Consider the following 21,134-nt stretch of genomic DNA (forward strand, 5'->3'; position numbering starts at 1 on the left):
ATGGATGTATTAAAAGTTTCAGCAAAGTCCAATCCTAATTCTGTAGCCGGCGCTCTTGCAGGGGTTCTTCGTGAACGTGGAAATGCTGAACTGCAGGCAATTGGAGCGGGAGCACTGAACCAAGCCATTAAAGCGGTAGCGATAGCCCGGGGATTTGTAGCACCAAGCGGAGTTGACCTGATTTGTATTCCAGCTTTTACAGACATTGTGATCGACGGCGAGGACCGAACGGCCATTAAGCTGATTGTGGAGCCCAGATAATACATGCAGTATGCATTGAACCTGTTTACGATGATGTAGACAGGTTTTTTTGCGTTTTTTGTAACAAAATATGGAGGAGGGTTTAAGATGTCCGTGTCTGATTGGCGCGTAGCTGATTTTCACTGTGATGCACTGAGCAAAATATTGATGCAGCCAGCTCTTTCGTTCGAAGATTCTACACAACTGGATGTGAATTTGAAACGCTTGAAAGAGGGTAAAGTCGGATTACAGGCATTCGCCATCTATTTACCTGAAGTACTTGGCAGAGGTAAGTTTGAACATGTGATGGGGCAGTTGGAGATCTATCGTAAGCGCGTAGAGAGGAGTCAGGAGCGACTTGGCGGCACGCAGACGTTGTTATGGCGCGAACAGGTGGCTCAGGTGGGGCAAACAGAGGATCCGTGGGGATTAATCACACTGGAGGGCGTGGACGGTCTGGAGGGCAACCTGTTCTATCTGGAGTTATGTTATCAGATGGGTGTTCGAATCATTGGACTTACGTGGAATTATGCCAATTGGGCGGCTGACGGAGTAATGGAGAAGCGTGGAGCAGGTCTGACCGAGAAGGGGAAGGAACTGGTGCACCGGTGTAATGAAATCGGGATGCTGTTAGATGTGTCACATCTAACGGAGAAAGGGTTCTGGGAACTGACTGACTTGAGCAAGCGTCCTTTTATCGCCTCCCACTCCAACAGCTATAGCGTATGTCCCCATGTGCGTAATCTGAAAGATGATCAGATTCAGGCCATCATTGCCCGCGAAGGGCGGATCGGACTGACGTTTGTCCCTTGGTTTGTTAAGCAGGAGGGTGACGTACGTATAAAAGACCTGTTACCTCATATCGAGCAGATTTGTTCTCTGGGTGGGCAGCATCATCTGATGATGGGCTCCGATTTTGATGGGATTTCAACATATATTCAGAGACTTGAACACTTAGGACACTATCCAAGAGTGACGGAGATCCTGCTCAAGCATTATGATGAACATTTGGTGCGTGGCTGGTTGTGGGGGAATGCGACGAGTTATCTGGGGGAACACTTGCCAGAGAATAATCTGAAAATGAAGGGGCTCCCGTGAAATAGTGAAGTGGGCTCTGGGACAGACCCCATGGGTGGAATGAAGCTCGTTTTCCAAATAAAGGCGGGAAATGATGGTGAAATATGTGTATTTCATGAATTTTCACCAGTTCGTTTTCATTTCACTCCAAAAAGGGGTATAATACCATTGGATTGTTAAGAGCCTGAGTACAGGCCATAGATAAACAAGGAGTGAAATTTACGATGAGTAAAACAGTACCTGTGGGCGTATCTGCCCGTCACATTCATGTATCCCAAGAGCACGTTGAAATTTTGTTTGGTAAAGGGTATGAACTGACTGAATTTAAAGCTCTGTCCCAGCCTGGCCAATACGCTGCTAACGAAACTGTAGCGGTAATTGGTTCGAAAGGACAGTTTGATAAAGTGCGTATCCTTGGACCTGTTCGTCCTGAAACGCAACTCGAGATCTCCATGACAGATTCATTTGCCATTGGTGTTAAAGCACCTGTACGTGAATCCGGAAGCATTGAAGGCACTCCGGGAATCACGATTAAAGGTCCTGCTGGCGAAGTAACAATTGATAAAGGTGTTATCGTTGCTGCTCGTCACATCCACTTCCATACTTCGGATGCTGCTAAATGGGGTATCGAAGACAAACAAATGCTGAAAGTACGTCTGGGCGGAGATCGTGGTCTGGTACTGGAAAATGTACTGGCTCGTGTATCCGATTCTTTCGCACTGGACATGCATATTGATACAGATGAAGCTAACGCTGCTGGCGCTCGTAATGGCGACACTGCTGAAATCATCGACTAATAACATGAACAGCCTTCAGCCGCGAATTACGCGGTCTGAATAACGTATAAACCTGAGCACAGCCAAGAGGGGCGGTTAATTCCAACCCTGATGGCAAGGCTCAGGTTTTTTTATTTGTTTTTGGAGTTCTTCTGAGCCTTGCATGTTTCGGATTAGACGAAGGGACATGCGGTTTGGATGTGGAACTACAGCCCAATTCATGCTATAATTTGCTGTAATGCTCTTTTGCTGTTCCAAGCAAGAACTTCATGTGGAACAGGGATGAATGAACGAATTTTTATTAATAGAGGCTGTAAGGAGTGACCGAAGGAAATGGCTAAAGACTCAAAAAAGGATTACTCCCAATATTTTGATTTCTCCGATGCCAAAGTAATTTCGCAAGATGAATTCAGCAAAAAGATAAGAATCCGGGGCCGTGAGATTAACATCAAATCGGAACCCAATCATCGTCAGGAGAAACAGCGGGGCAAGGAAGATGTCCAGGTGCTTTACGAAAATGCCGTTCCCGATGAACTGAAAAACATAGGGAAAGGCAAACATTATATTGTATATACGTATGGATGTCAGATGAACGAGCATGACTCGGAGACCATCAAAGGTCTGCTTGAGTCTATGGGGTATCAGGCCACAGAAGATCGCAAAGAGGCTGATATTATTCTGCTCAATACGTGTGCCATACGGGAAAATGCGGAAGATAAGGTTTTTGGTGAGCTTGGTCACCTGAAAACGCTAAAACTCGAACGTCCGGGATTGTTACTTGGCGTGTGCGGGTGTATGTCCCAGGAGGAAGGCGTAGTCAACCGGATCATGCAGAAGCATGGATTTGTGGATATGATCTTCGGTACACATAATGTGCACCGGTTGCCACATCTGATCCAGGAAGCGCTGTTCAGCAAAGAAATGGTTGTTGAGGTATGGTCCAAGGAAGGCGACATCATTGAGAACCTGCCGAAGAAACGTGAGGGTATGCGCGGCTGGGTGAACATCATGTATGGCTGCGACAAGTTCTGTACATATTGCATCGTTCCGTTCACACGGGGCAAAGAACGCAGCCGTCGTCCGGAAGATGTCATTGCCGAAGTACGGGATTTGGCACGCCAGGGCTTTAAAGAAATCACCCTGCTTGGTCAAAATGTGAACGCGTACGGCAAAGACTTCACCGACCTGAACTACAGCTTTGGCGACTTGATGGATGCCATCCGACAAATTGATATTCCGCGTGTACGCTTTACAACCAGTCACCCACGTGACTTTGATGATCGCTTGATTGAAGTGCTGGCCAAGGGCGGAAACCTGGTGGAGCATATCCACCTTCCGGTGCAGTCTGGCAGTTCGGAAGTACTTAAGCGTATGAGCCGCAAGTATAGCCGGGAACACTATTTGAACCTGGCTGGCAAAATTAAAACGGCCATTCCGGAAGTTGTGTTGACAACGGACATTATTGTTGGTTTTCCTGGGGAAACAGAAGAACAATTTGAAGATACACTTTCCCTTGTCCGTGAAGTAGGGTATGATTTTGCCTATACCTTCATCTATTCCCCGCGTGAAGGTACGCCTGCTGCGGTGATGGAGGATAACGTACCGATGGAAGTGAAGAAGGAACGTTTGAAACGCTTGAATGAAACCATCAACGAATACAGCCACCGAAGCAATGAAGAGCAACGCGGTAAAATCGTTGAGGTGCTCGTTGAAGGTGAGAGCAAACGGAATTCCGAAGTTCTGGCAGGACGTACGCGCAGCAACAAGCTGGTGCATTTTGAAGGACCCAAAGAATTGATCGGTACTTTCGTACAAGTGGAAATCACCGATCCGATGACTTTTTATATTCGGGGCAACCTGCTCTCCGAGCCGGTAGCTGCCAATCAGTAATACACACACAAATAAGATGAATCTTGGAGGCTTAATATAAAGGTTTGGACATACCGCGCAAGTAGCGAAGGGAACGGAATCGATTCTGCAGAAGCAAAGCGTTCGCCTTTGTCACCGAATTTTAAACCTTTGAACAATATAATCAAGAAAATTCGGCGACAACAGCGATCAAAAGAACGATCCGTAACCGTAGCGGTCATGGAGCAATCGTCTGAATTTATATTGAGCCCAGGTTCTCATCTTATATCATCTCATAGAATGGAGCGATTTCAGTGGCGCAGGAAGAAGTGCAGTACAACCATTATGGAATGCCTACCTACGATACGCGCAATCTGGTCATACGCGACGACATTATGGGAAAAGCCAAAGAGTTGGCTGATATGCTCGGAACGAGTGAGGAAGTTAGACAGTTTCAACAGGCTGAAACCAAAATTCGTGATCATGAGCGCATCCAGCAGTTGATTGCAACCATCAAGAAGAAACAAAAAGAGATCGTTGCTTTTGAAAGCTTCAAAAATGTGGAGATGGTCAGCAAAATCGAACAGGAAATTGAAGATCTGCAAAGCGAACTGGACAGCATTCCATTGGTTACGGAATTCCAGCAGAGTCAGAGCGATATCAACTACTTGCTTCAGCTTGTGATCTCTGTAATCCGGGATACGGTTTCCGAAAAAGTGAACGTGGAGGCTGGAACGGATTCACCTCCGACCAGTTGCGGTTAAATGACGGAAGGGTGCGGACGCAGTCCGCGCCTTTTTTGACATTCATTACATCATCGTTAACATGGGGTGGCTATCGCCAAGTACTCGGAATATACTTCCAAGCAAAGCTCCACACTGTGGGGTTATTTTGTGTGGCGCGCTGATTTTTTAATGATAAAGGCACATGACATCAAGAGCTTGATACGTACAGTGCAATAAAGGAGAAATGAATAATGAGTATTTTGGACAAAATGGTGGAAGACGGAGACGGACGATTTTGGGGATTTCTTGGCTGTCGTTATATTATAGGAGACGGCAAAGAAGTACAGATCGCGCTGACAGCAGGCGAACATCATACCAACTCCATGGGGATTATTCATGGGGGCGTATTGACTTCACTGATGGATCAGGCGATGGGTATGGTTGCAACAGCAGCAATGGAAGTGGACGGCTGTGTGACAACGAATCTGAACGTACATTTTCTCGCACCCATGAAACAAGGGGAATTAACGGTGACAGCTACGGTACTTCATCAGGCTGGACGCAGTGTTACGACTCAATCGGAGGTTCGTGATGCATCGGGTACGTTGGGATGCATGGCTACGGCGACTTTCCGTATAGCACGTCCAAGAACATAACGCAGGAATCCCGCAGTTGACAAAAAATATTATTATGTCATAATGAAATTATCAAAATGAAAATAGTCGGTGGTGCCCATGAGCGAAAACTACGAACACTTCAATGCAGAGAGCGACGAACAGGCAGCACGTGCCTATAGTTCCAAGAAATATCGTACCCCCGATGGTGTTCCTGCGGATATCGTTATGTTTACCTTGACCAAGCGGGAGCGCAAGACGGTGACGAAGACACTTCCCATTCGTGAACTGAAAGTGATGCTGATCAAGCGCAAAGGCTGGCCTTTTGCTGGTAGATGGGCGTTACCGGGTGGATTCTGTCAGGAGAACGAGTCCATCTACGGTGCAGCTAAGCGTGAATTGATGGAAGAGACAGGTGTGGACGGTGGACATCTGGAGTACTTGAATGTATACAGTCAGCCAGGTCGTGACCCGAGGGGCTGGATCATCTCTCATGCATTTTTCGCACTGGTGGAAGAATGGATGCTTGATCAACGCCAAGCGGCAGATGATGCTGAGGATGTTGGGTTGTTCACGATTCAGGAGGCGCTGCAAGAACTGGAGCTGGCCTTTGATCACAGAACAATCATCGAAGATGCTTATCGACGTATTCAACAGCAGATGCTGGAAACGACGATTGCTCGTCAGTTCCTGCCACGTGATTTTACATTAAGTGAATTATATCAGGTTATTCAAAGTGTAGTACCGGATTTTGAAGAACCAAACTTCATTCGCAAGATTACGTCTACCCGCAGTCGCAAAGGCATTGTGGAAGAAGTACGGGATGAAGAAGGTAACCTGGTGAGTTCCAACCAGTACTCACAGCGTCCGGCGCAGCTATATCGTTTTACAGAACTCGTACCACGCCTATCCATCTATACGTAATAATGTGTAGGTGTGTCAATCTGAATTGAATCAGGATCAACCATTTCTCGGCTAAGGGAGTGTTGACGATGAAAGCACTGATTGTCATTGATTTCACGAAGGATTTTGTGACAGGTTCTTTGCCAGTAGGTCAGCCGGCAGTTGAGATCGAAGAGACTATCGCGGCTGTAACGGAAGCTTACTGTAAGAACAAACATGAGGTAATCATGGCTGTGGACCTACACGAAGAGAATGATCCGTATCATCCGGAGACTGCGCTTTTCCCACCTCATAACATCCGAAATACAGAGGGAAGACAGCTCTACGGTCGTCTTGCCCAAGTGATGGAGGAACGAAAAACCGATATTCGGTGGATGGATAAGACGAGATACAGCGCATTCTGTGGGACAGATTTGGAACTCAGACTGCGTGCACGTGGCATTACAGATATTGCACTCATTGGGGTATGTACGGATATTTGTGTATTGCATACGGCAGTGGATGCTTACAATAAAGGTTTTCATATTACGGTATATGAAGATGCTGTTGCCAGCTTCAATCCGACAGGGCATGAGTGGGCACTTGAACATTTTCGTTCCAGCCTAGGTGCTTCGGTGGTTAAGGCAAGCGAGACGGTCCTGGCGTGATTTAATCCATAATCATGTCTGATTGACCTAATGTTAGGAACCGGATGAATGTGGTGAATGATGTATAGAATTGTACGGGAGACTTGTTTTTGAATACGGATGAACAGAATCATGAAGAATAAGTCTCCATATGTTAACCCGTGTCCACAGGTCAAATCTGCGGGCACGAGCGGAAGTCAGAGAGGATGAGACAAATGCAGACGACTAGCCTGGCTTTACATACGGATAAATATCAAATCAATATGATGTACGCCCATTGGGTGAATGGTACACACAAGCGGAAGGCGGTATTTGAAGCCTATTTCCGTAAGCTTCCTTTTGGCAACGGATATGCGGTGTTTGCCGGATTGGAACGAATTGTGAACTATATCAGCCAGCTTCGGTTTACGATGGACGACATCAAATTTTTATCCAAACAAGAGGAAAATTACGATCCGGTCTTTCTGGAAGAGTTGCTCCAGTTTTCATTTCAGGGGACAATTCATTCGATGAAGGAAGGTGCAATTGTTTTTCCTGACGAACCGCTCATTCGGGTAGAAGGCTCCATTATGGAGACACAATTGGTGGAGACGGCGATACTTAACTTCATGAATTATCAGACGTTGATAGCAACCAAGGCTTCGCGGATCAAACAGGTAGCACAGCAGGATACCTTACTCGAATTCGGTACACGACGTGCACAGGAAGCGGATGCTGCCATCTGGGGCGCACGTGCTTCATATGTGGCAGGATTCCATGCAACGTCCAATATGCTGGCCGGAGAGCGCTTCGGGATACCAACAGCAGGTACACATGCCCATTCCTGGGTACAGAGCTTTATGAGCGAGCAGGAAGCGTTTGATGTGTATGCGAAAGTGTTGCCTGATCAGGTTACTCTGCTGGTCGATACCTTTGACACGTTGAACAGTGGTGTACCTCACGCCATCAAGACAGCCAAGAAGCTGGAGAGCCAAGGTAAAAAGATGAATGCGATTCGTCTGGATAGTGGTGACCTTGCGTACTTGTCGATTCAGGCACGTCAGATGCTGGATGAGGCTGGCTTGGATTATGTGAAAATTGTAGCATCCAATGATTTGGATGAGAATACGATTTTTAACCTGAAGGCTCAAGGAGCGCGGATTGATACATGGGGAGTCGGCACACAACTGATTACGGCCTCTGACCAGCCATCTTTGGGTGGGGTATACAAATTGGTGGAGCGTGAAGTGGACGGTGCCATGCTGCCTACGATCAAAATATCTGCCAATCCTGAAAAAGTGTCCACGCCAGGTAAAAAGGAAGTGTTCCGGATCATTGATCCGAAGCATGGCAAGGCGATTGCAGATTATATCTGCTATCCAGAGGAAGAACAGCCGCTACAGGGCGGACCGCTCAAGCTGTTCAACCCGCTACACCCTTATCTGAAAAAGACCGTTACCCGCTACGAAGCGGTAAATATGCTGGAGCCGATCTTTGTGAACGGACGCAAGGTGTATGAGCTGCCTAATTTGGATGAGATTCGGGCGTACCATAAGGAACAGATGAACCTCTTCTGGCCTGAATACCAACGGAAGCTCAACCCCGAGATCTATCGTGTGAACATTAGCCCTGCGGCATGGAATATGAAGCAGAAGCTCATTGCGGAACATGTGAAGTCCACAGAGGAATGATCTACACATAAGAATTACAGAGAGGCATAACCAGTGAAGAATACTGGCTTATGCCTTTTTAGTATGATCCAGATGATGCGGATCAGAAATGTAAGAAATCTCATGGACAGAATGCCTATGTAGCAGGCTATACTGGAATTTGGCTTGTTCGTTCAAGAGGTTGTTGTTCAAGAAAGGACTTATTGAACACGCATTAGGAGGGGAAATGCAGTAATTATTTCTCGGGAAAGCGCAGGAGACGCCAAATCTTGCATCTTTTCGGAGTGTTGCTTCGACATAATAGGGCAGCTCCTTCAATACCGATTGATTATCTGGCATTGTTTCAATCCCGTAGTTGCCGGGGATGAGAGTAAGAGGAGGTGCAGACATGAGATGGATATTAGGACTGGTCTGGATCGCTTTTATTGCCTATGCAGTGTTGTTGGCACCGGGGCAGTCACCTGGAAGTGATCCGATATTCAAAGAACTGATCACAATGCAAAGCAAAGAACCTTGGTTACTTACGGTATTTTCGTGGTTAGGTATTTTCCCGGCAGTGTATGCCTGTATGCTGTTAAGAACATCTGTGAAAGAACGAAGCCGTGTTCCGGCTTGGCCTTTTGTCTTGCTTTCTTTTGGATTGGGTGCGTTTGCCCTGCTTCCTTATTATGCGTGGTCATCATCTGCGAATAGAACTTCGGGATACGCAAGCTTACATTTTGGTCGTCAGCGGGAGTCGGGAATTGGACGGGTTGCAGCCCACAAGCTGACGCATGTAGTCCTTCTGCTGTTGACGCTGGGGACGGCATTCTATGCCGTGATGCAAGGTCATCCGGATGTATTTATGGACGCGTTCAATCAATCTTCCTTTGTACATATCATGACGATTGATTTTGTTCTGCTGAGCTTACTTTCCATGATTGCGATATACAGGGATGCTAAAGCGAGTCGACGTTCACTAGCTTGGGCAGCGGCAGGAATCATTCCCATTGTGGGTCCACTAATCTATCTGTTGACGCTAAGGAGAGACAGAGCTTGATTATTAACATCAGGAAGAATCCAAAGGTAAAAGGTAGTCGTTAAGCCTGAATGCGAACAATTCATGTGCTTAATGGAAAAATATATCAAAGTCGAAGAAGGAGTGGCTATCGATGAAAAATCATTTCAACGCATATGTTGTCCGTAAAGAAGAACAGGGCGGAGTGAAAGCTGCTATAGAACAACTGAAGAAGGAAGACCTGCCAAATGGAGATGTAACGGTACAGGTGCAGTATTCCAGTGTCAATTATAAAGACGGACTCGCTACCCTTGAAAAGGGCGGTGTCGTTCGTGAATACCCGATGGTACCGGGCATCGATCTGGCAGGAACGGTGGAGGAATCCGTAAGCGGACGTTTTGCACCGGGAGATCGGGTGATCAGTACAGGATTTGAACCTGGCGTATCCCATTATGGAGGGTACAGCGAGTATGCTCGACTGCGCAGTGAATGGCTGGTGCCTCTGCCACCGGGTCTTAGTGAGAAAGAAGCCATGGCGATTGGAACTGCAGGATTTACGGCTGCACTTTCGGTAGATGCGCTGTTACAGGCTGGAGTGACACCGGAGACGGGCAAGGTTCTGGTTACGGGTGCAACAGGTGGTGTTGGCAGTATGGCAGTTGCGATTCTGGCGAAGCTTGGTTTTGAAGTAACAGCCAGCACAGGCAAGAAGGAGCAGGAGGAGCCATTGCTTCGAAACTTGGGGGCTTCAGAGGTAATTACTCGTGAAGAAGCCGATGCTCCAGCTAAAGGCGCCATGGGGAAACAGCTATGGGCGGGAGTAGTTGATCCAACAGGAGGACCGGCTCTCGCGGAGCGATTGAAACAGATCCAATACGGAGGTGCGGTTGCGGTATCTGGTTTAACTGGAGGCACAGCTTTTGAATCGACGGTACTTCCATTTATTTTGCGTGGTATCCAGCTTATTGGTATAGATTCTGTATATTGTCCAATGGAACGTCGGGAACGATTGTGGAAACTGCTTGGCGGAGAATGGAAACCGGAGCGCGCGCTGGAACTGGGAATCCGTGAAATTTCCTTAGACCAATTGCCTCATACGCTGGAGACGATACTCCAAGGTGGTGCAGTAGGTCGTACCGTGGTCCATACGATATCAGATCTCCCATCCGCATAAGATTCTAAGTCCTTAGACATGCTAATTCTACCTGAATAGGTCACAGTACACGTGGCTGGAAAGGAAGGATTGGCATGTGGTTTGGTAGAGAAGACCGAATTCTGGTTGGAAGAATAATCAAGTTAGTACTTCTAAGTGGAGTGTTGATTGCGAGTGTCTGGTCCCTGGTGGCTTGTTCAGCATCATCCATTGAGCAGGAGCGAAAGGTCTATACGCGCGAAGCGACGAATGAAGGAAATGTGCGGGCACAGAGTCAAGGACATGGATTAAACGGTGCATTGGTGAATGAGATCAGTAAGAGTTTTGAAGCAAAGGGCATCCAGCTGATGAATAACATGTCTGCCGATGATGATCATGGTGGGATCTCTTATATGTATTTGTTAAATGGAAGTGGCAGACACATCGTGAAAGTCCATATTTTCAGGGATAAGGTAGCACGGGTTGCTGGCATGAAACAAATGTACAGTGAGAATGGTGACGAGGCTGTCTTGGAGAATGTGCTTGGCCGAACAACGATTCGCAGCAAAGATTACGTTTCACTGGTGTATACGGCTTCTGGTGGGGAAAAGGACGAGTATGAGCCGGATGTTCTGCAGGTGTTCCAACATGTGCTGGAGCAATTAAGGTAAGAGGTGAGGCGAGCACCAAATTTTTCAATTCATACCGTACAGCTGAAAACAAACCCGAAAAACCCGTCTGATCCTTCAGACGGGTTTATATATTTCACGCATGACATGCCGTAGCTCAGGCAAAATGAGTTTTTCCATAGCCAATTTGACAGCTCCTTTGGAGCCCGGCATGGAGAAGACGGCTGTGCGTCCAATCGTTCCGGCGACGGCTCTACTCAGGATGGCAGCCGAACCGATATCCTCGGTATAACTCAGAAAACGGAAGATTTCCCCGAAGCCCGGCAGTTCCTTGTCGAGCAGTGAGGACACCGCTTCGTAGGTCGTATCTCGGGGGGCAATCCCTGTTCCGCCACTGAGCAGCACGGCTTCGATATCATCACGAACGGCTGCATCTTGCAGGATGCTTCGAATGTTCTCCGTTTCATCTGGCGTAATGATGTATTCAACAATCTGATAACCTGCTTCATTCAGAAGCTGATGCATGAGCTGGCCGCTGGTATCGGTGTCTTTGGTGCGTGTGTCCGACACCGTAACAATCATGCACGATACCGTGTCAGGAGCTTCCTGGCGATGTTGTTCCACTGAATTGGTCATGAAACTTCCTCCTTCAATCAACATGTCCTCATAGCATAGACTATCCGTTAGAATCAGGCAATGTACTGGGGAAGAGTTGAACGTTATTGCACAACGAATGCAGGTGGTGTACACTCGCTAGATATAGATAGACTAGGTTACAAGAGGATAATCAGAGAGGTGTTTAAGCATGAACGAAACGATTTTAAAAGAAAAATCCATACCTGTATATATACTGTCAGGCTTTTTGGGAAGTGGCAAAACAACACTGCTTGTTCAGTTGATCGAACATTGGCAACAGCAGGGATTGCGTCCCGCAGTAGTGATGAATGAGTTGGGCGAAGTTAATCTGGATGGTCAGATTGTGGATTCCACCGTTCCGATGACAGAGATGTTAGGTGGATGTATCTGTTGTACCGTACGTGGCGACTTGGGATTGCAGCTTGCTGAACTTGTTCAGGAGGAATCCCCGGATGTGATCATCATAGAAGCGACGGGTGCGGCAAATCCAATGGAAATTTTGGATGCGGTCACCGAGACTTCACTCTACATGCGATTGGAACTGAAAAGCCTCATTACCGTTGTGGATGCAGCGCATCTATCTGGATTGTACCAGGAGCAGAAGGGGCAGACCTTCAAACTGATGCAGGAGCAGATTCGTTGTGCGTCTGTGCTTCTCTTGAACAAAACAGATCGGGTGAGTGCACAGGAACTGCAAGATTTGGAGCAGCTTTTGGCAAAATGGAATGGCTTCGCACCTGTAATACCTACGGTCAAATGTGCGGTGGAGATGGATCTGTTGCTTCGCAGCGGGGCAGACGTGCACGTCCATGATTCAGCTTCTGAAGCAGGTAACCATGCTCACCAAGAGCATCATGTGCATACGGAAACCTGTGGTACACATGGCTGCAATCATGTTCATGAACATACAGATCATACACTCCAAGGCGATGCTACGAATACTGACGTATCCCATAGCCATGTCCATGCCCGCAGTCACGAGCATTCCGCTCCTCATGCATCACACGAACATGTCATGGTGTATACGCATTATTTCAATCATCCGGTGAATAGCGAAGCATTTGAACAGTTTGTATCAGCTTTGCCACGAGACGTGTATCGAGCGAAAGGTATTTTATCGTTTAGTGACACGGCGAGCCGCTTCTGGTTCCAGTATGCTTACCGTGAATCGGATTATATGAAGATCACACCTCAGGGAGATGTCCCTAATGTTGCTGTGTTTATAGGTGAACATTTTGACCAAACTGTCATTCGTGACCAATTACTGGAATTGGAAGCGATAAAGTAGGCTAGATGATTCAATGTTCCTCCGTACTGGGTATTAAGAAGCATAGCAAACTTTGCCTGGGAGGTAACTTTAAATGACACAACAACAATATCAACAATGTATCGATGCTTGCCTGGAATGTATGAATGCTTGCAACGTATGTTACATATCGAGTCTGAAAGAATATGATCTGGCGATGTTGCGTGATTGCATTCGATTGAATCGCGAATGTGCGGAGATTTGCAGTTTTGCTGCACAAGCGATGACGCGTGGAAGTGATTTCATTGCCGAAATATGCGAATTGTGTGTGAAAGCTTGTGAAGCTTGCGCCGCAGAGTGTGGTAAACACCAGCATAGTCATTGCCAAGCATGTGCAGAGGCGTGCCGCAGATGTGCAGAAGCTTGCCGGTTGATGGCAGTCGTAGCGTAAATATCATTTCTCTGGAATATATAATTAAAACGGATAATATGTTGGTCCCCTAAGGAAAGCAGCGAACACAGGCATCTGAGACGATGTGCCTATGTGTTGCCTTCAGTAGGGGATTTTTAATGCAGGTTGCCAAGTCTGATCATGGTATGTATAATGATGGCAATGAATTGAAACGAAGAATATCAATGATCGGGAGAGTAGCCAGATCCATACATGACAGCGAGCCGGGAGAGGTGGAAGCCGGTATGACATGACCTGAGCGAACCGCACCCGTGAGATGGTTATCCGAAAAGATGTACGCGTATCCCGATTGGGGATAGGCCCTATCTGTTTGAGGGTAATCCGGTTTGCGACCGTTATACGCATCGAGCGGAACGGGTTCTACTGGTATGTGCGTTGATGCATATTAAGAGTAGCTGTTCACCTAGAGTGGTACCGCGGGAACTGTTAAGTCAGCTCTCGTCTCTTATGTAGAGACGAGAGCTTTTTTGTGTTTATTTTCAGCTAATAATGAATGGATAAGGAGTGTTCGACATGTTGATGAAACAGGCTGCGGCCGATATTGCCCCTTTAACGGGATTGAATGAAAAAGAGGTTATGAGATTGCTGGAGGTCCCACCGCAGGCGGAGATGGGGGATGCAGCATTCCCTTGTTTTGTATTGGCGAAGTCATTAAAAAAAGCACCCGCAGTCATTGCGACCGAGCTCGCAACTGGATTGCAGGCCTCTGGCATTGAAGCGACTCCCGCCGGGCCGTATGTAAATATCCGTTTCAATCGGGAAAAGCTCGCGCCGAATCTGCTAAAAGAACTGGGGAATGCCGCATTTGGTAAGCTTCAGCTTGGTCAAGGTTCACGTGTTGTGATTGATATGTCTTCCCCTAACATCGCGAAACCCTTCGGAATTGGACATTTGCGTTCTACTGTAATCGGTGCAGCATTGTATCGGTTGTACAACGAAGCCGGTTATACCTCCGTAAGTGTGAATCATCTGGGAGACTGGGGAACCCAGTTTGGCAAGCAGATCGCAGCATACAAAAGGTGGGGCAATGATGAAGCCTTGCAGGCAGATCCGATCCGTACGTCCCTGGAGCTGTATGTGCGCTTCCATGATGAGGCGGAGAACGATCCTTCTCTGGAGATTGAGGCACGGGAGTGGTTCCGCAAGCTGGAGCAAGGGGATGAAGAAGCACAGCGGTTATGGGCGTTCTTTGTGGAAGTGAGCATGAAGGAATTTAACCGGATGTATGAACGTCTGAACGTACAATTTGACCATACGCTGGGGGAAAGCTTTTACAATGACAAGATGGGCGCGGTGGTCGAAGAACTCAAGGCGAAAGGTTTACTTGAAGAGAGTGATGGAGCACTCGTGGTACGTCTGGAGGACGAGAACATGCCTCCGTGCCTGATTATCAAAAAAGACGGAACAACAATCTATCCTACACGGGATTTGGCTACGGCGGTTTATCGTCATGAGGTGATGAAGGCAGATCGGTTGTTATACGTGGTCGGAGGCGAGCAGAAGCTTCATTTCCGTCAGGTATTTGCGGTCCTATCACGTATGGGACATGAGTGGTCTGCGAAGTGTGAGCATATCCCGTTTGGATTAATGCGTTTTGAGGGACGGAAAATGTCTACGCGTCGCGGTAAAGTCGTCTTTTTGCAAGAAGTATTGGATGAGGCAGTCGCTCGTGCACTACAGATTATTCAGGAGAAAAACCCGAATCTGGAGAACCCTCAGAAGGTGGCCGAGGCTGTCGGTGTCGGTGCCATTATCTTCGGAGATTTGCGTAATAATCGGCTTAATGACGTGGACTTCTCACTGGAGGATGCGGTGAGTTTTGAAGGGGAGACCGGACCTTATGTGCAATATACGCATGCCCGGATTCAAAGTGTACTTGCCAAGGCAGAAGAGGCGAGCCGTATGGAAAATGAAAACCATCTGACTAACGGCACGATTGCAGATGATGTAAATGAAACAGGGACGACTTCCTCCAGTATCGGAGATACCTCATGGGCATTGCTGAAACTGCTCAGTGATTATCCCGAGTATCTGGAAAAAGCAATTCATCGGAATGAGCCTTCGGTCATTGCCAAATATACGATAGATGTCGCTCAAGCGTTCAACCGCTTCTATCACGCTGAACGGATTGCGGATGCGCCAACTGAGGTAAGATCTTTCCGGGTAGCCTTGGCCGAACGGACTGCCGAACGCCTTGCATACAGTCTGTATTTGCTTGGTGTGCAGGCTCCGGAACGGATGTGATCCCAATGACATGGAGTACACGTGGTCTTTTCAAGAAGTCCGATCAAGCTACACCAGACTCATCAGGTCGAGGTATATTGCTTAAACAAGTGAGCAAGCGATTAGGTACTGCTCAGGTGCTGAATCAAATTAATCTGGAAGTGAAGCAGGGCGAATGTGCTGTGCTTGTGGGCAGAAACGGTTCTGGCAAAAGCACGTTGCTACGTATATTGGCGGGCAGTTTGTTACCTGATACAGGATCGATCCAGCGCACAATGAAGGGTTCTGATGGGTATGCAGTAGATGGCCTGCCACGGTTACCTTTCACCTCTGGAGAGTACTTGTGGGACATGGGACGGATTCGGGGCATCCGCCCCGAAATACTACGTGAGCGGATTATAGAACTTAGTGAACTTTTATATCTGGATACCGCAATCGATCAGAAGTTACCGCTACTGTCCAAGGGCACACTGCAAAAAGTAAATCTGATTCAAGCCCTGTTACCTGGACCGGGTGGTCTTTTACTGCTGGATGAACCGTTGTCAGGCTTGGATATTCCAGCTCAAGAGGCAGTTGTATCCCTATTGGGACAATGGAAGGTTGAAGGAACGTCCATCGTTACAGCTTGTCATGAACCATTGCTTATTGAACGTTTGGCAGACCAAGTGGTTGTATTAAAAAAAGGTCGCGTGCTCCGCTACTGGAGTCGTGAGGATGTATTACAAGCTGGCGAACCAGTTGTACATATTCAAAGTCTGACGGAAGCTGAAGAGGATTTGGCTAACGATCCATCCATTTTAAAACAATCGGGAGTGCTGTCTTTAGTTCGTAATACAAGCTCGGAAAAATCAAATTCATGGATGTGGGATTGGAAAGTGGTTCAGAAATCAACAGATGATGTTCTTAGAATGATCCTGGCATCCGGAGGTTCGGTTGTGTCTGTACAACAGGAAGAAAGTCAATTACATATGGAAAGTCTGCTGGAAGGACAACATCCAGCTGTATATTCGAGTCGTGGGGTCGTCCCAGAATCTATGGGGTTAAGCCCTTCCATGGACGCTGAGGGGAGAAAGGTCCAATGATCTATCTAACCCGATATTTGTTAAGGCATCACATCCGTTCACAGAAATATTTTGCACCAGTTATCTTTTATATCATCACCATGCTGCTGATCTATTCCTACAAACCTAATCCTATTGCAGACAGTTACAGTGTCACGGCTATGCTCTTATTTCTGGCAGCTGCTTGGCTCGGAGTAATGGTGATGAATACGGAACCTGCGAGGCAGTATCAACTGCTTGTCCTTCATGCAGGAAGCAGGCGTAAGGTTGTAACAAGTCAACTCATCTGTGCCTGGATAATGCAATTCATGCTCACCGCAATCACTGTGCTGTATCCCGTGTTCGGGGGAATGTTCGATAGACAGCCCACAGGTGAGGAGTGGATGATGACTTGGTTAGGACATCTGGTGCTATCCCTGTTGGGATTGGGCATCGGTGTATTTTTTCAAAAATCGTACATTCCCTTGCTTAGTCGTAGTATGCCGGCCCTCATTATTGTACTATTACTATCATTTATCCAGGGTTCCTTAAGTGAACGTCTACCTGAATCGTTACAATGGCTTGGGCGCATTCTGCCACCAGCCTTTTATCAGGTTCGTGAAATGATGTTATTCGATGAATTAAAAATGAACTCCTTTGTTTTGGTTACGCTATGGACTGTGCTCTATGCATCGGGGTTATTAATCATCCATGTGTGGCTGTCCGGTAGAAGAGATCTACGGAGTTAGAAGCCGCGCTTCCCGATAACTTGAATGTTGCTCTTGGTTTGGTTAGGATAGAGGGACATGGAATGGATAACATTGTACGGTTGAAGGGGGCGCTCGCATATGCAAAATACAGACATCCAGAATGGTGACATGCTGGACAGCGAACACTCCAGGGAATTGTTTGCCTATTACGGATTGGCCGTGTACTACGGTCAGGCGCTTGAACAGCAGCTGGTCAATCTGATTTTATTAATGAAAATGTCTCAAGGCAAGGCCGTATCTGAAGAGGATCTGGAAGATCTGTACGAACGAAAAATGAGCAGTTCACTAGGGCAGCTCATTCATGAGGTACGCCATCATTTCACCTTTTCTGAGGAAGAGACTCACCAATTGAATGAATTGTGGCAGCAACGTAACCGAATCGTACATCATTACTTCAAGGAACGAATCCATGAGACATTCAGTCCGGAAGGGCGATCACGCATGATTAAGGAATTGGAGGATTTCAAAGACCGTGCACAGGAGCTGGAGATCAGTCTTCAGCAATATACGGGTGCCTGGATTGCAGAGCTTGGTCTGGATGCTGAATCCGCAGCAGCTTTGCAAACGCTGGAACGTATGCATGCCGAGAGCATGCACGCAAGGGCTTTGGAAGAGAATGAATGAAAAGCAAACGCAAAACGAAACGACGGATTGTTATTACGGCTCTGGCTGTAGTATTGGTTGGAATTCTATGGACTGTGGTTACGGCAGCACGTATATTGGCATATACGGATGAGGATTCGTCCAGGATATCGGATGCAGCGATCGTTCTGGGTGCAGCCGTGGAGGGGGATAACCCTTCACCTGTATTTCGTGAACGTATTGAACATGGGATTGAATTATACCGTCAGGGCACCGTTCATAATCTGATTTTTACAGGCGGGTCAAGTGGTGATGGAGAACATACGGAAGCTGAAGTAGGTCAGAAGTATGCCATTGCACAAGGAGTAGATCCAGCGGACATTCGCGTAGAGACCGAATCTCGAATCACCGAGGAGAATCTGATCAATTCAATTCCGATTGGTGAACAGGCCGGTTATCAAACGTATACGATTGTGAGTGATCCTTTACATATGAAACGGGCCATGAAGCTGGCTACCGGACTGGGTATGGATGCCGTACCTTCTCCAACACGAACTACGGCTTATCGAACCTGGCGCAGCAAGTTTCCTTTTCTCGCAAGAGAGACCGTGATGTATATGGGGTATACGATCAAAGGATGGATAGACAATCCGCAGCTGCCGTGAGGTTGTGCGCGGATTGTTTTTTGTCTGAACGAAATACACAGTATCGGAGCATAGCTCCAGATAAAAATAAAAAACCGATCTGTACCGCAAACCCCTAAGGTAGCCGTGTAGATCGGTTTTGTGTTGCCTGTTGAGCGCATATCATTTCTGATTAGTTAGAACAAGAATTTCTGTATTAACTATGTTATGCATTGCCTCCGGCAAAGGAGGTTGAGGTTGGAATGATCTCACCCGACGGATTCTCGCTGGTTGCACTCGCTGCTGCTTGCGCACCTTGCTGGAGCTGATACATTTTATAATAACGGCCTTTAAGCTCCATCAGTTCATCATGTGCACCTTGCTCAACGATACGCCCGCGATGCAGAACCAGAATCTGATCTGCCGAACGAATGGTGGAGAGACGGTGAGCGATGATGAAGGTGGTACGTCCTTTTTTGAGGACTTCGAGTGCGTTCTGAATTAGTGCTTCCGTTTCCGTATCAATATTGGCAGTCGCTTCATCGAGAATGAGGATGGCCGGATCAAACGCCAGTGCCCGAGCGAAGGAGATCAATTGACGCTGTCCAGCGGACAATGTACTTCCTTTTTCGATGACAGGTTCGTCAAAGCCTTGAGGCAAATGAGCCAGTATGCGTTCGGCCCCTACATCACGCAGCGCCTGTTCAATTCGTTCACGGGAGATCTTCTCATCGCCGAGACTGACGTTGGAAGCGATGGTGCCTGTGAACAGATACGGGTCCTGCAGTACAATCCCCATGTGCTCCCGAATCCACTGTTTGGGTAGATCCTTGACATTCTGACCGTCAATCGTGATTTTGCCTTTTTGCGGATCATAGAACCGGAACAGCAGGTTGATGATTGAGCTTTTACCCGAACCGGTATGACCGACCAGAGCGACCGTCTGACCTTGGGATGCTTTAAACGAGATATTGTTAAGCACGTAATCCTTTTTATAGGCAAAGGATACATCGTCAAATACGACATTTCCCTTATATCTTGGCATGGAGCCATCGGTTACGGCTTCTCCCTTTTCATCCATCAACTCAAAGACGCGACCAGCAGATACGAGGGAGGAGTCGAGGTTGGCGAGCTGATTCACCATGCCGGTAATCGGCTGGAACAAGCGGCCCAGGACATCGACGAAAGCATACAGAACACCCAGTGAGATAATACTTGTGCCATCCAACACGCTGGAACCGAAGTACCACAGGACAACCGCAAAGGCGATATTCCGCAATACGTTAACCAGGTTGTGTGAGGTGAAGGCATTCAGGTTAAGCATTTTGTTCTGGTGTTTCATATAGTCATCATTCAGATCTTCGAATTCCTGTTTGGTTTGTTTCTGATGGCGGAATACGCGGATAATGGACATCCCTTGAATGGACTCGTTAATAATTGCATTGATCTCACTCAGTCGTGATCGAATGATCGTATTGTAGCGAGTGGCGAATTTGCGATAGAGCACAATCCACGCAATGAGCATCGGCACGACGAATAATGAGATCAAGCCGAGGCGAACATCGAGCAGGAAGAGTGCGACATACACACCCGTAATTGTGATGATACCCGAGAAAAAGTTCGAAAGAACGGCAACGAACAGATCCTTGACGGCTTCTGTATCGTTCGTGACCCTAGATACAACTTTACCTGCGGGCAGATTATCAAAAAAGTGCACCGGCAGTCGCTGAATATGGGCATACACATCGTTACGCAGTCTTTGAATGACTTTATTGGCTGAAGACTGCAGCCAGAATGTTTTACCGAACTCCATAATGACCGAGATCACGAGGAAGATCATGTAGTACATAATTAATTGATAGATGCTGGGCATCTCCGGTTTGTAAAAAGCAAACAGTTCACCAGCGGACAGGGGGGCTGCCGCATATTGGCCGGTCACTTCGCCTGCGCGTGTAACCGTAAGGGTCCCATCCGCATAGACGCGGTCCCCGTCAGGTGCACTGACCGGTTCATTTACAAAATAAAAACTTCTACCGGCTTGTAATACTCGCACTTCAGAACCTTTGTTTTCATCCGGTTCGAACAATCCTTCGCGTTTGTAGTTCTTACCGTTATAGACTGCGGCTTCATCCGAAGCTGTCGTCTCATAGAAAGGCTGCTCAATCGCGAGCAAATGATTGTCGATCATGGATTTGGCGATGAACGGCCCGGCAAGCTCGGCCGCAACACCAATGGTAAGCATAATTAAAGCAGCGATAAATGTTCCTTTGGCTTTTAAGGCGTAATCAAGCAGCCTTTTGCCTGTATTAGACTTCAATGAATTGAC

General features: G+C 47.3%; 22 protein-coding genes. 20 read left to right on the forward strand and 2 right to left on the reverse strand.

Annotated features, from left to right (window positions below):
• The 12 genes from NYE45_RS11255 (at nt 1) to NYE45_RS11310 (ending at nt 11,258) form a co-directional block, all read left to right on the forward strand.
• A complete protein-coding gene (locus NYE45_RS11255) occupies nt 1-261 on the forward strand; it encodes a stage V sporulation protein S (protein WP_007430104.1) in 261 nt (86 codons plus the stop codon).
• A gap of 87 nt (nt 262-348) precedes the next feature.
• Complete coding sequence (locus NYE45_RS11260; protein ID WP_340016673.1) at nt 349-1,338, forward strand: membrane dipeptidase; 990 nt, start codon at nt 349-351, stop codon at nt 1,336-1,338.
• Between the two features lie 203 nt (nt 1,339-1,541).
• Nucleotides 1,542-2,114 (forward strand): phosphate propanoyltransferase, encoded by a 573-nt coding sequence (locus NYE45_RS11265; RefSeq protein WP_340016674.1) that lies wholly within the window; start codon nt 1,542-1,544, stop codon nt 2,112-2,114.
• Between the two features lie 312 nt (nt 2,115-2,426).
• Nucleotides 2,427-3,983, forward strand: coding sequence for a tRNA (N6-isopentenyl adenosine(37)-C2)-methylthiotransferase MiaB (gene miaB / locus NYE45_RS11270; RefSeq protein WP_339169628.1), 1,557 nt, complete (start codon nt 2,427-2,429; stop codon nt 3,981-3,983).
• A 272-nt stretch (nt 3,984-4,255) separates the two neighbouring features.
• Nucleotides 4,256-4,705: a YlbF family regulator gene (locus NYE45_RS11275; protein WP_036609251.1), complete on the forward strand. Its 450-nt coding sequence runs from the start codon at nt 4,256-4,258 to the stop codon at nt 4,703-4,705.
• Between the two features lie 212 nt (nt 4,706-4,917).
• Nucleotides 4,918-5,322 (forward strand): PaaI family thioesterase, encoded by a 405-nt coding sequence (locus NYE45_RS11280; protein WP_340016675.1) that lies wholly within the window; start codon nt 4,918-4,920, stop codon nt 5,320-5,322.
• Between the two features lie 78 nt (nt 5,323-5,400).
• Nucleotides 5,401-6,204 (forward strand): NUDIX domain-containing protein, encoded by an 804-nt coding sequence (locus tag NYE45_RS11285; RefSeq protein ID WP_062833857.1) that lies wholly within the window; start codon nt 5,401-5,403, stop codon nt 6,202-6,204.
• A 68-nt stretch (nt 6,205-6,272) separates the two neighbouring features.
• Nucleotides 6,273-6,830: an isochorismatase family cysteine hydrolase gene (locus tag NYE45_RS11290; protein ID WP_340016676.1), complete on the forward strand. Its 558-nt coding sequence runs from the start codon at nt 6,273-6,275 to the stop codon at nt 6,828-6,830.
• Nucleotides 6,831-7,024: 194 nt separating this feature from the next.
• Nucleotides 7,025-8,479 (forward strand): nicotinate phosphoribosyltransferase, encoded by a 1,455-nt coding sequence (locus tag NYE45_RS11295; RefSeq protein ID WP_062833859.1) that lies wholly within the window; start codon nt 7,025-7,027, stop codon nt 8,477-8,479.
• Between the two features lie 367 nt (nt 8,480-8,846).
• Nucleotides 8,847-9,497, forward strand: a complete 651-nt coding sequence (locus tag NYE45_RS11300) for a hypothetical protein (RefSeq protein WP_340016677.1) — start codon at nt 8,847-8,849, stop codon at nt 9,495-9,497.
• Nucleotides 9,498-9,609: 112 nt separating this feature from the next.
• Nucleotides 9,610-10,629 carry an oxidoreductase gene (locus NYE45_RS11305; protein ID WP_340016678.1) on the forward strand — a complete coding sequence of 340 codons (1,020 nt, stop codon included), beginning with the start codon at nt 9,610-9,612 and terminating at the stop codon, nt 10,627-10,629.
• Nucleotides 10,630-10,703: 74 nt separating this feature from the next.
• Nucleotides 10,704-11,258 carry a hypothetical protein gene (locus tag NYE45_RS11310; RefSeq protein ID WP_340016679.1) on the forward strand — a complete coding sequence of 185 codons (555 nt, stop codon included), beginning with the start codon at nt 10,704-10,706 and terminating at the stop codon, nt 11,256-11,258.
• A 75-nt stretch (nt 11,259-11,333) separates the two neighbouring features.
• Here NYE45_RS11310 and NYE45_RS11315 read toward each other — a convergent pair whose 3' ends face one another.
• Entirely contained in the window at nt 11,334-11,852 is a 519-nt protein-coding gene (locus NYE45_RS11315; protein WP_036609234.1) for a MogA/MoaB family molybdenum cofactor biosynthesis protein, read from the reverse strand.
• Nucleotides 11,853-12,021: 169 nt separating this feature from the next.
• Here NYE45_RS11315 and NYE45_RS11320 point away from each other — a divergent pair, with 169 nt between their 5' ends.
• The 8 genes from NYE45_RS11320 to NYE45_RS11355 all read left to right on the forward strand — a co-directional run bounded on the left by NYE45_RS11320 (nt 12,022) and on the right by NYE45_RS11355 (nt 18,850).
• Entirely contained in the window at nt 12,022-13,140 is a 1,119-nt protein-coding gene (locus NYE45_RS11320; protein ID WP_340016680.1) for a GTP-binding protein, read from the forward strand.
• 73 nt (nt 13,141-13,213) lie between these two features.
• Nucleotides 13,214-13,549 carry a four-helix bundle copper-binding protein gene (locus tag NYE45_RS11325; RefSeq protein WP_169478435.1) on the forward strand — a complete coding sequence of 112 codons (336 nt, stop codon included), beginning with the start codon at nt 13,214-13,216 and terminating at the stop codon, nt 13,547-13,549.
• A gap of 119 nt (nt 13,550-13,668) precedes the next feature.
• Complete coding sequence (locus NYE45_RS11330; protein ID WP_017689094.1) at nt 13,669-13,803, forward strand: hypothetical protein; 135 nt, start codon at nt 13,669-13,671, stop codon at nt 13,801-13,803.
• A gap of 280 nt (nt 13,804-14,083) precedes the next feature.
• Nucleotides 14,084-15,814 (forward strand): arginine--tRNA ligase, encoded by a 1,731-nt coding sequence (gene argS, locus NYE45_RS11335; RefSeq protein ID WP_340016681.1) that lies wholly within the window; start codon nt 14,084-14,086, stop codon nt 15,812-15,814.
• A 5-nt stretch (nt 15,815-15,819) separates the two neighbouring features.
• Nucleotides 15,820-16,875 (forward strand): ATP-binding cassette domain-containing protein, encoded by a 1,056-nt coding sequence (locus NYE45_RS11340; protein WP_340016682.1) that lies wholly within the window; start codon nt 15,820-15,822, stop codon nt 16,873-16,875.
• A complete protein-coding gene (locus tag NYE45_RS11345; protein WP_340016683.1) occupies nt 16,872-17,582 on the forward strand; it encodes a hypothetical protein in 711 nt (236 codons plus the stop codon). Before NYE45_RS11340 ends, NYE45_RS11345 begins: the two co-directional genes overlap by 4 nt.
• 99 nt (nt 17,583-17,681) lie before the next feature.
• Complete coding sequence (locus NYE45_RS11350; RefSeq protein WP_062833868.1) at nt 17,682-18,227, forward strand: hypothetical protein; 546 nt, start codon at nt 17,682-17,684, stop codon at nt 18,225-18,227.
• Nucleotides 18,224-18,850: a YdcF family protein gene (locus NYE45_RS11355; RefSeq protein WP_340016684.1), complete on the forward strand. Its 627-nt coding sequence runs from the start codon at nt 18,224-18,226 to the stop codon at nt 18,848-18,850. Before NYE45_RS11350 ends, NYE45_RS11355 begins: the two co-directional genes overlap by 4 nt.
• A gap of 184 nt (nt 18,851-19,034) precedes the next feature.
• On the opposite strand, the gene NYE45_RS11360 is transcribed toward NYE45_RS11355, so the two are convergent.
• Entirely contained in the window at nt 19,035-21,125 is a 2,091-nt protein-coding gene (locus NYE45_RS11360; RefSeq protein ID WP_340016685.1) for an ABC transporter ATP-binding protein, read from the reverse strand.
• Between the last annotated feature and the right edge of the window lie 9 nt (nt 21,126-21,134).

The sequence above is a fragment of the Paenibacillus sp. FSL K6-1318 genome (genome assembly GCF_037976905.1).
In the GTDB taxonomy this organism is placed as follows: domain Bacteria; phylum Bacillota; class Bacilli; order Paenibacillales; family Paenibacillaceae; genus Paenibacillus; species Paenibacillus amylolyticus_A.

Excerpts from the sequence above, each read along its gene's own strand:
- NYE45_RS11255 (WP_007430104.1), top strand. The coding sequence starts at position 1 with ATGGATGTATTAAAAGTTTCAGCAAAGTCCAATCCTAATTCTGTAGCC.
- NYE45_RS11260 (WP_340016673.1), top strand. The coding sequence starts at position 349 with ATGTCCGTGTCTGATTGGCGCGTAGCTGATTTTCACTGTGATGCACTG.
- NYE45_RS11265 (WP_340016674.1), top strand. The coding sequence starts at position 1,542 with ATGAGTAAAACAGTACCTGTGGGCGTATCTGCCCGTCACATTCATGTA.
- miaB (WP_339169628.1), top strand. The coding sequence starts at position 2,427 with ATGGCTAAAGACTCAAAAAAGGATTACTCCCAATATTTTGATTTCTCC.
- NYE45_RS11280 (WP_340016675.1), top strand. The coding sequence starts at position 4,918 with ATGAGTATTTTGGACAAAATGGTGGAAGACGGAGACGGACGATTTTGG.
- NYE45_RS11285 (WP_062833857.1), top strand. The coding sequence starts at position 5,401 with ATGAGCGAAAACTACGAACACTTCAATGCAGAGAGCGACGAACAGGCA.
- NYE45_RS11290 (WP_340016676.1), top strand. The coding sequence starts at position 6,273 with ATGAAAGCACTGATTGTCATTGATTTCACGAAGGATTTTGTGACAGGT.
- NYE45_RS11295 (WP_062833859.1), top strand. The coding sequence starts at position 7,025 with ATGCAGACGACTAGCCTGGCTTTACATACGGATAAATATCAAATCAAT.
- NYE45_RS11300 (WP_340016677.1), top strand. The coding sequence starts at position 8,847 with ATGAGATGGATATTAGGACTGGTCTGGATCGCTTTTATTGCCTATGCA.
- NYE45_RS11305 (WP_340016678.1), top strand. The coding sequence starts at position 9,610 with ATGAAAAATCATTTCAACGCATATGTTGTCCGTAAAGAAGAACAGGGC.
- NYE45_RS11310 (WP_340016679.1), top strand. The coding sequence starts at position 10,704 with ATGTGGTTTGGTAGAGAAGACCGAATTCTGGTTGGAAGAATAATCAAG.
- NYE45_RS11315 (WP_036609234.1), bottom strand. The coding sequence starts at position 11,852 with ATGACCAATTCAGTGGAACAACATCGCCAGGAAGCTCCTGACACGGTA.
- NYE45_RS11320 (WP_340016680.1), top strand. The coding sequence starts at position 12,022 with ATGAACGAAACGATTTTAAAAGAAAAATCCATACCTGTATATATACTG.
- NYE45_RS11325 (WP_169478435.1), top strand. The coding sequence starts at position 13,214 with ATGACACAACAACAATATCAACAATGTATCGATGCTTGCCTGGAATGT.
- NYE45_RS11330 (WP_017689094.1), top strand. The coding sequence starts at position 13,669 with ATGCAGGTTGCCAAGTCTGATCATGGTATGTATAATGATGGCAATGAA.
- argS (WP_340016681.1), top strand. The coding sequence starts at position 14,084 with ATGTTGATGAAACAGGCTGCGGCCGATATTGCCCCTTTAACGGGATTG.
- NYE45_RS11340 (WP_340016682.1), top strand. The coding sequence starts at position 15,820 with ATGACATGGAGTACACGTGGTCTTTTCAAGAAGTCCGATCAAGCTACA.
- NYE45_RS11345 (WP_340016683.1), top strand. The coding sequence starts at position 16,872 with ATGATCTATCTAACCCGATATTTGTTAAGGCATCACATCCGTTCACAG.
- NYE45_RS11350 (WP_062833868.1), top strand. The coding sequence starts at position 17,682 with ATGCAAAATACAGACATCCAGAATGGTGACATGCTGGACAGCGAACAC.
- NYE45_RS11355 (WP_340016684.1), top strand. The coding sequence starts at position 18,224 with ATGAAAAGCAAACGCAAAACGAAACGACGGATTGTTATTACGGCTCTG.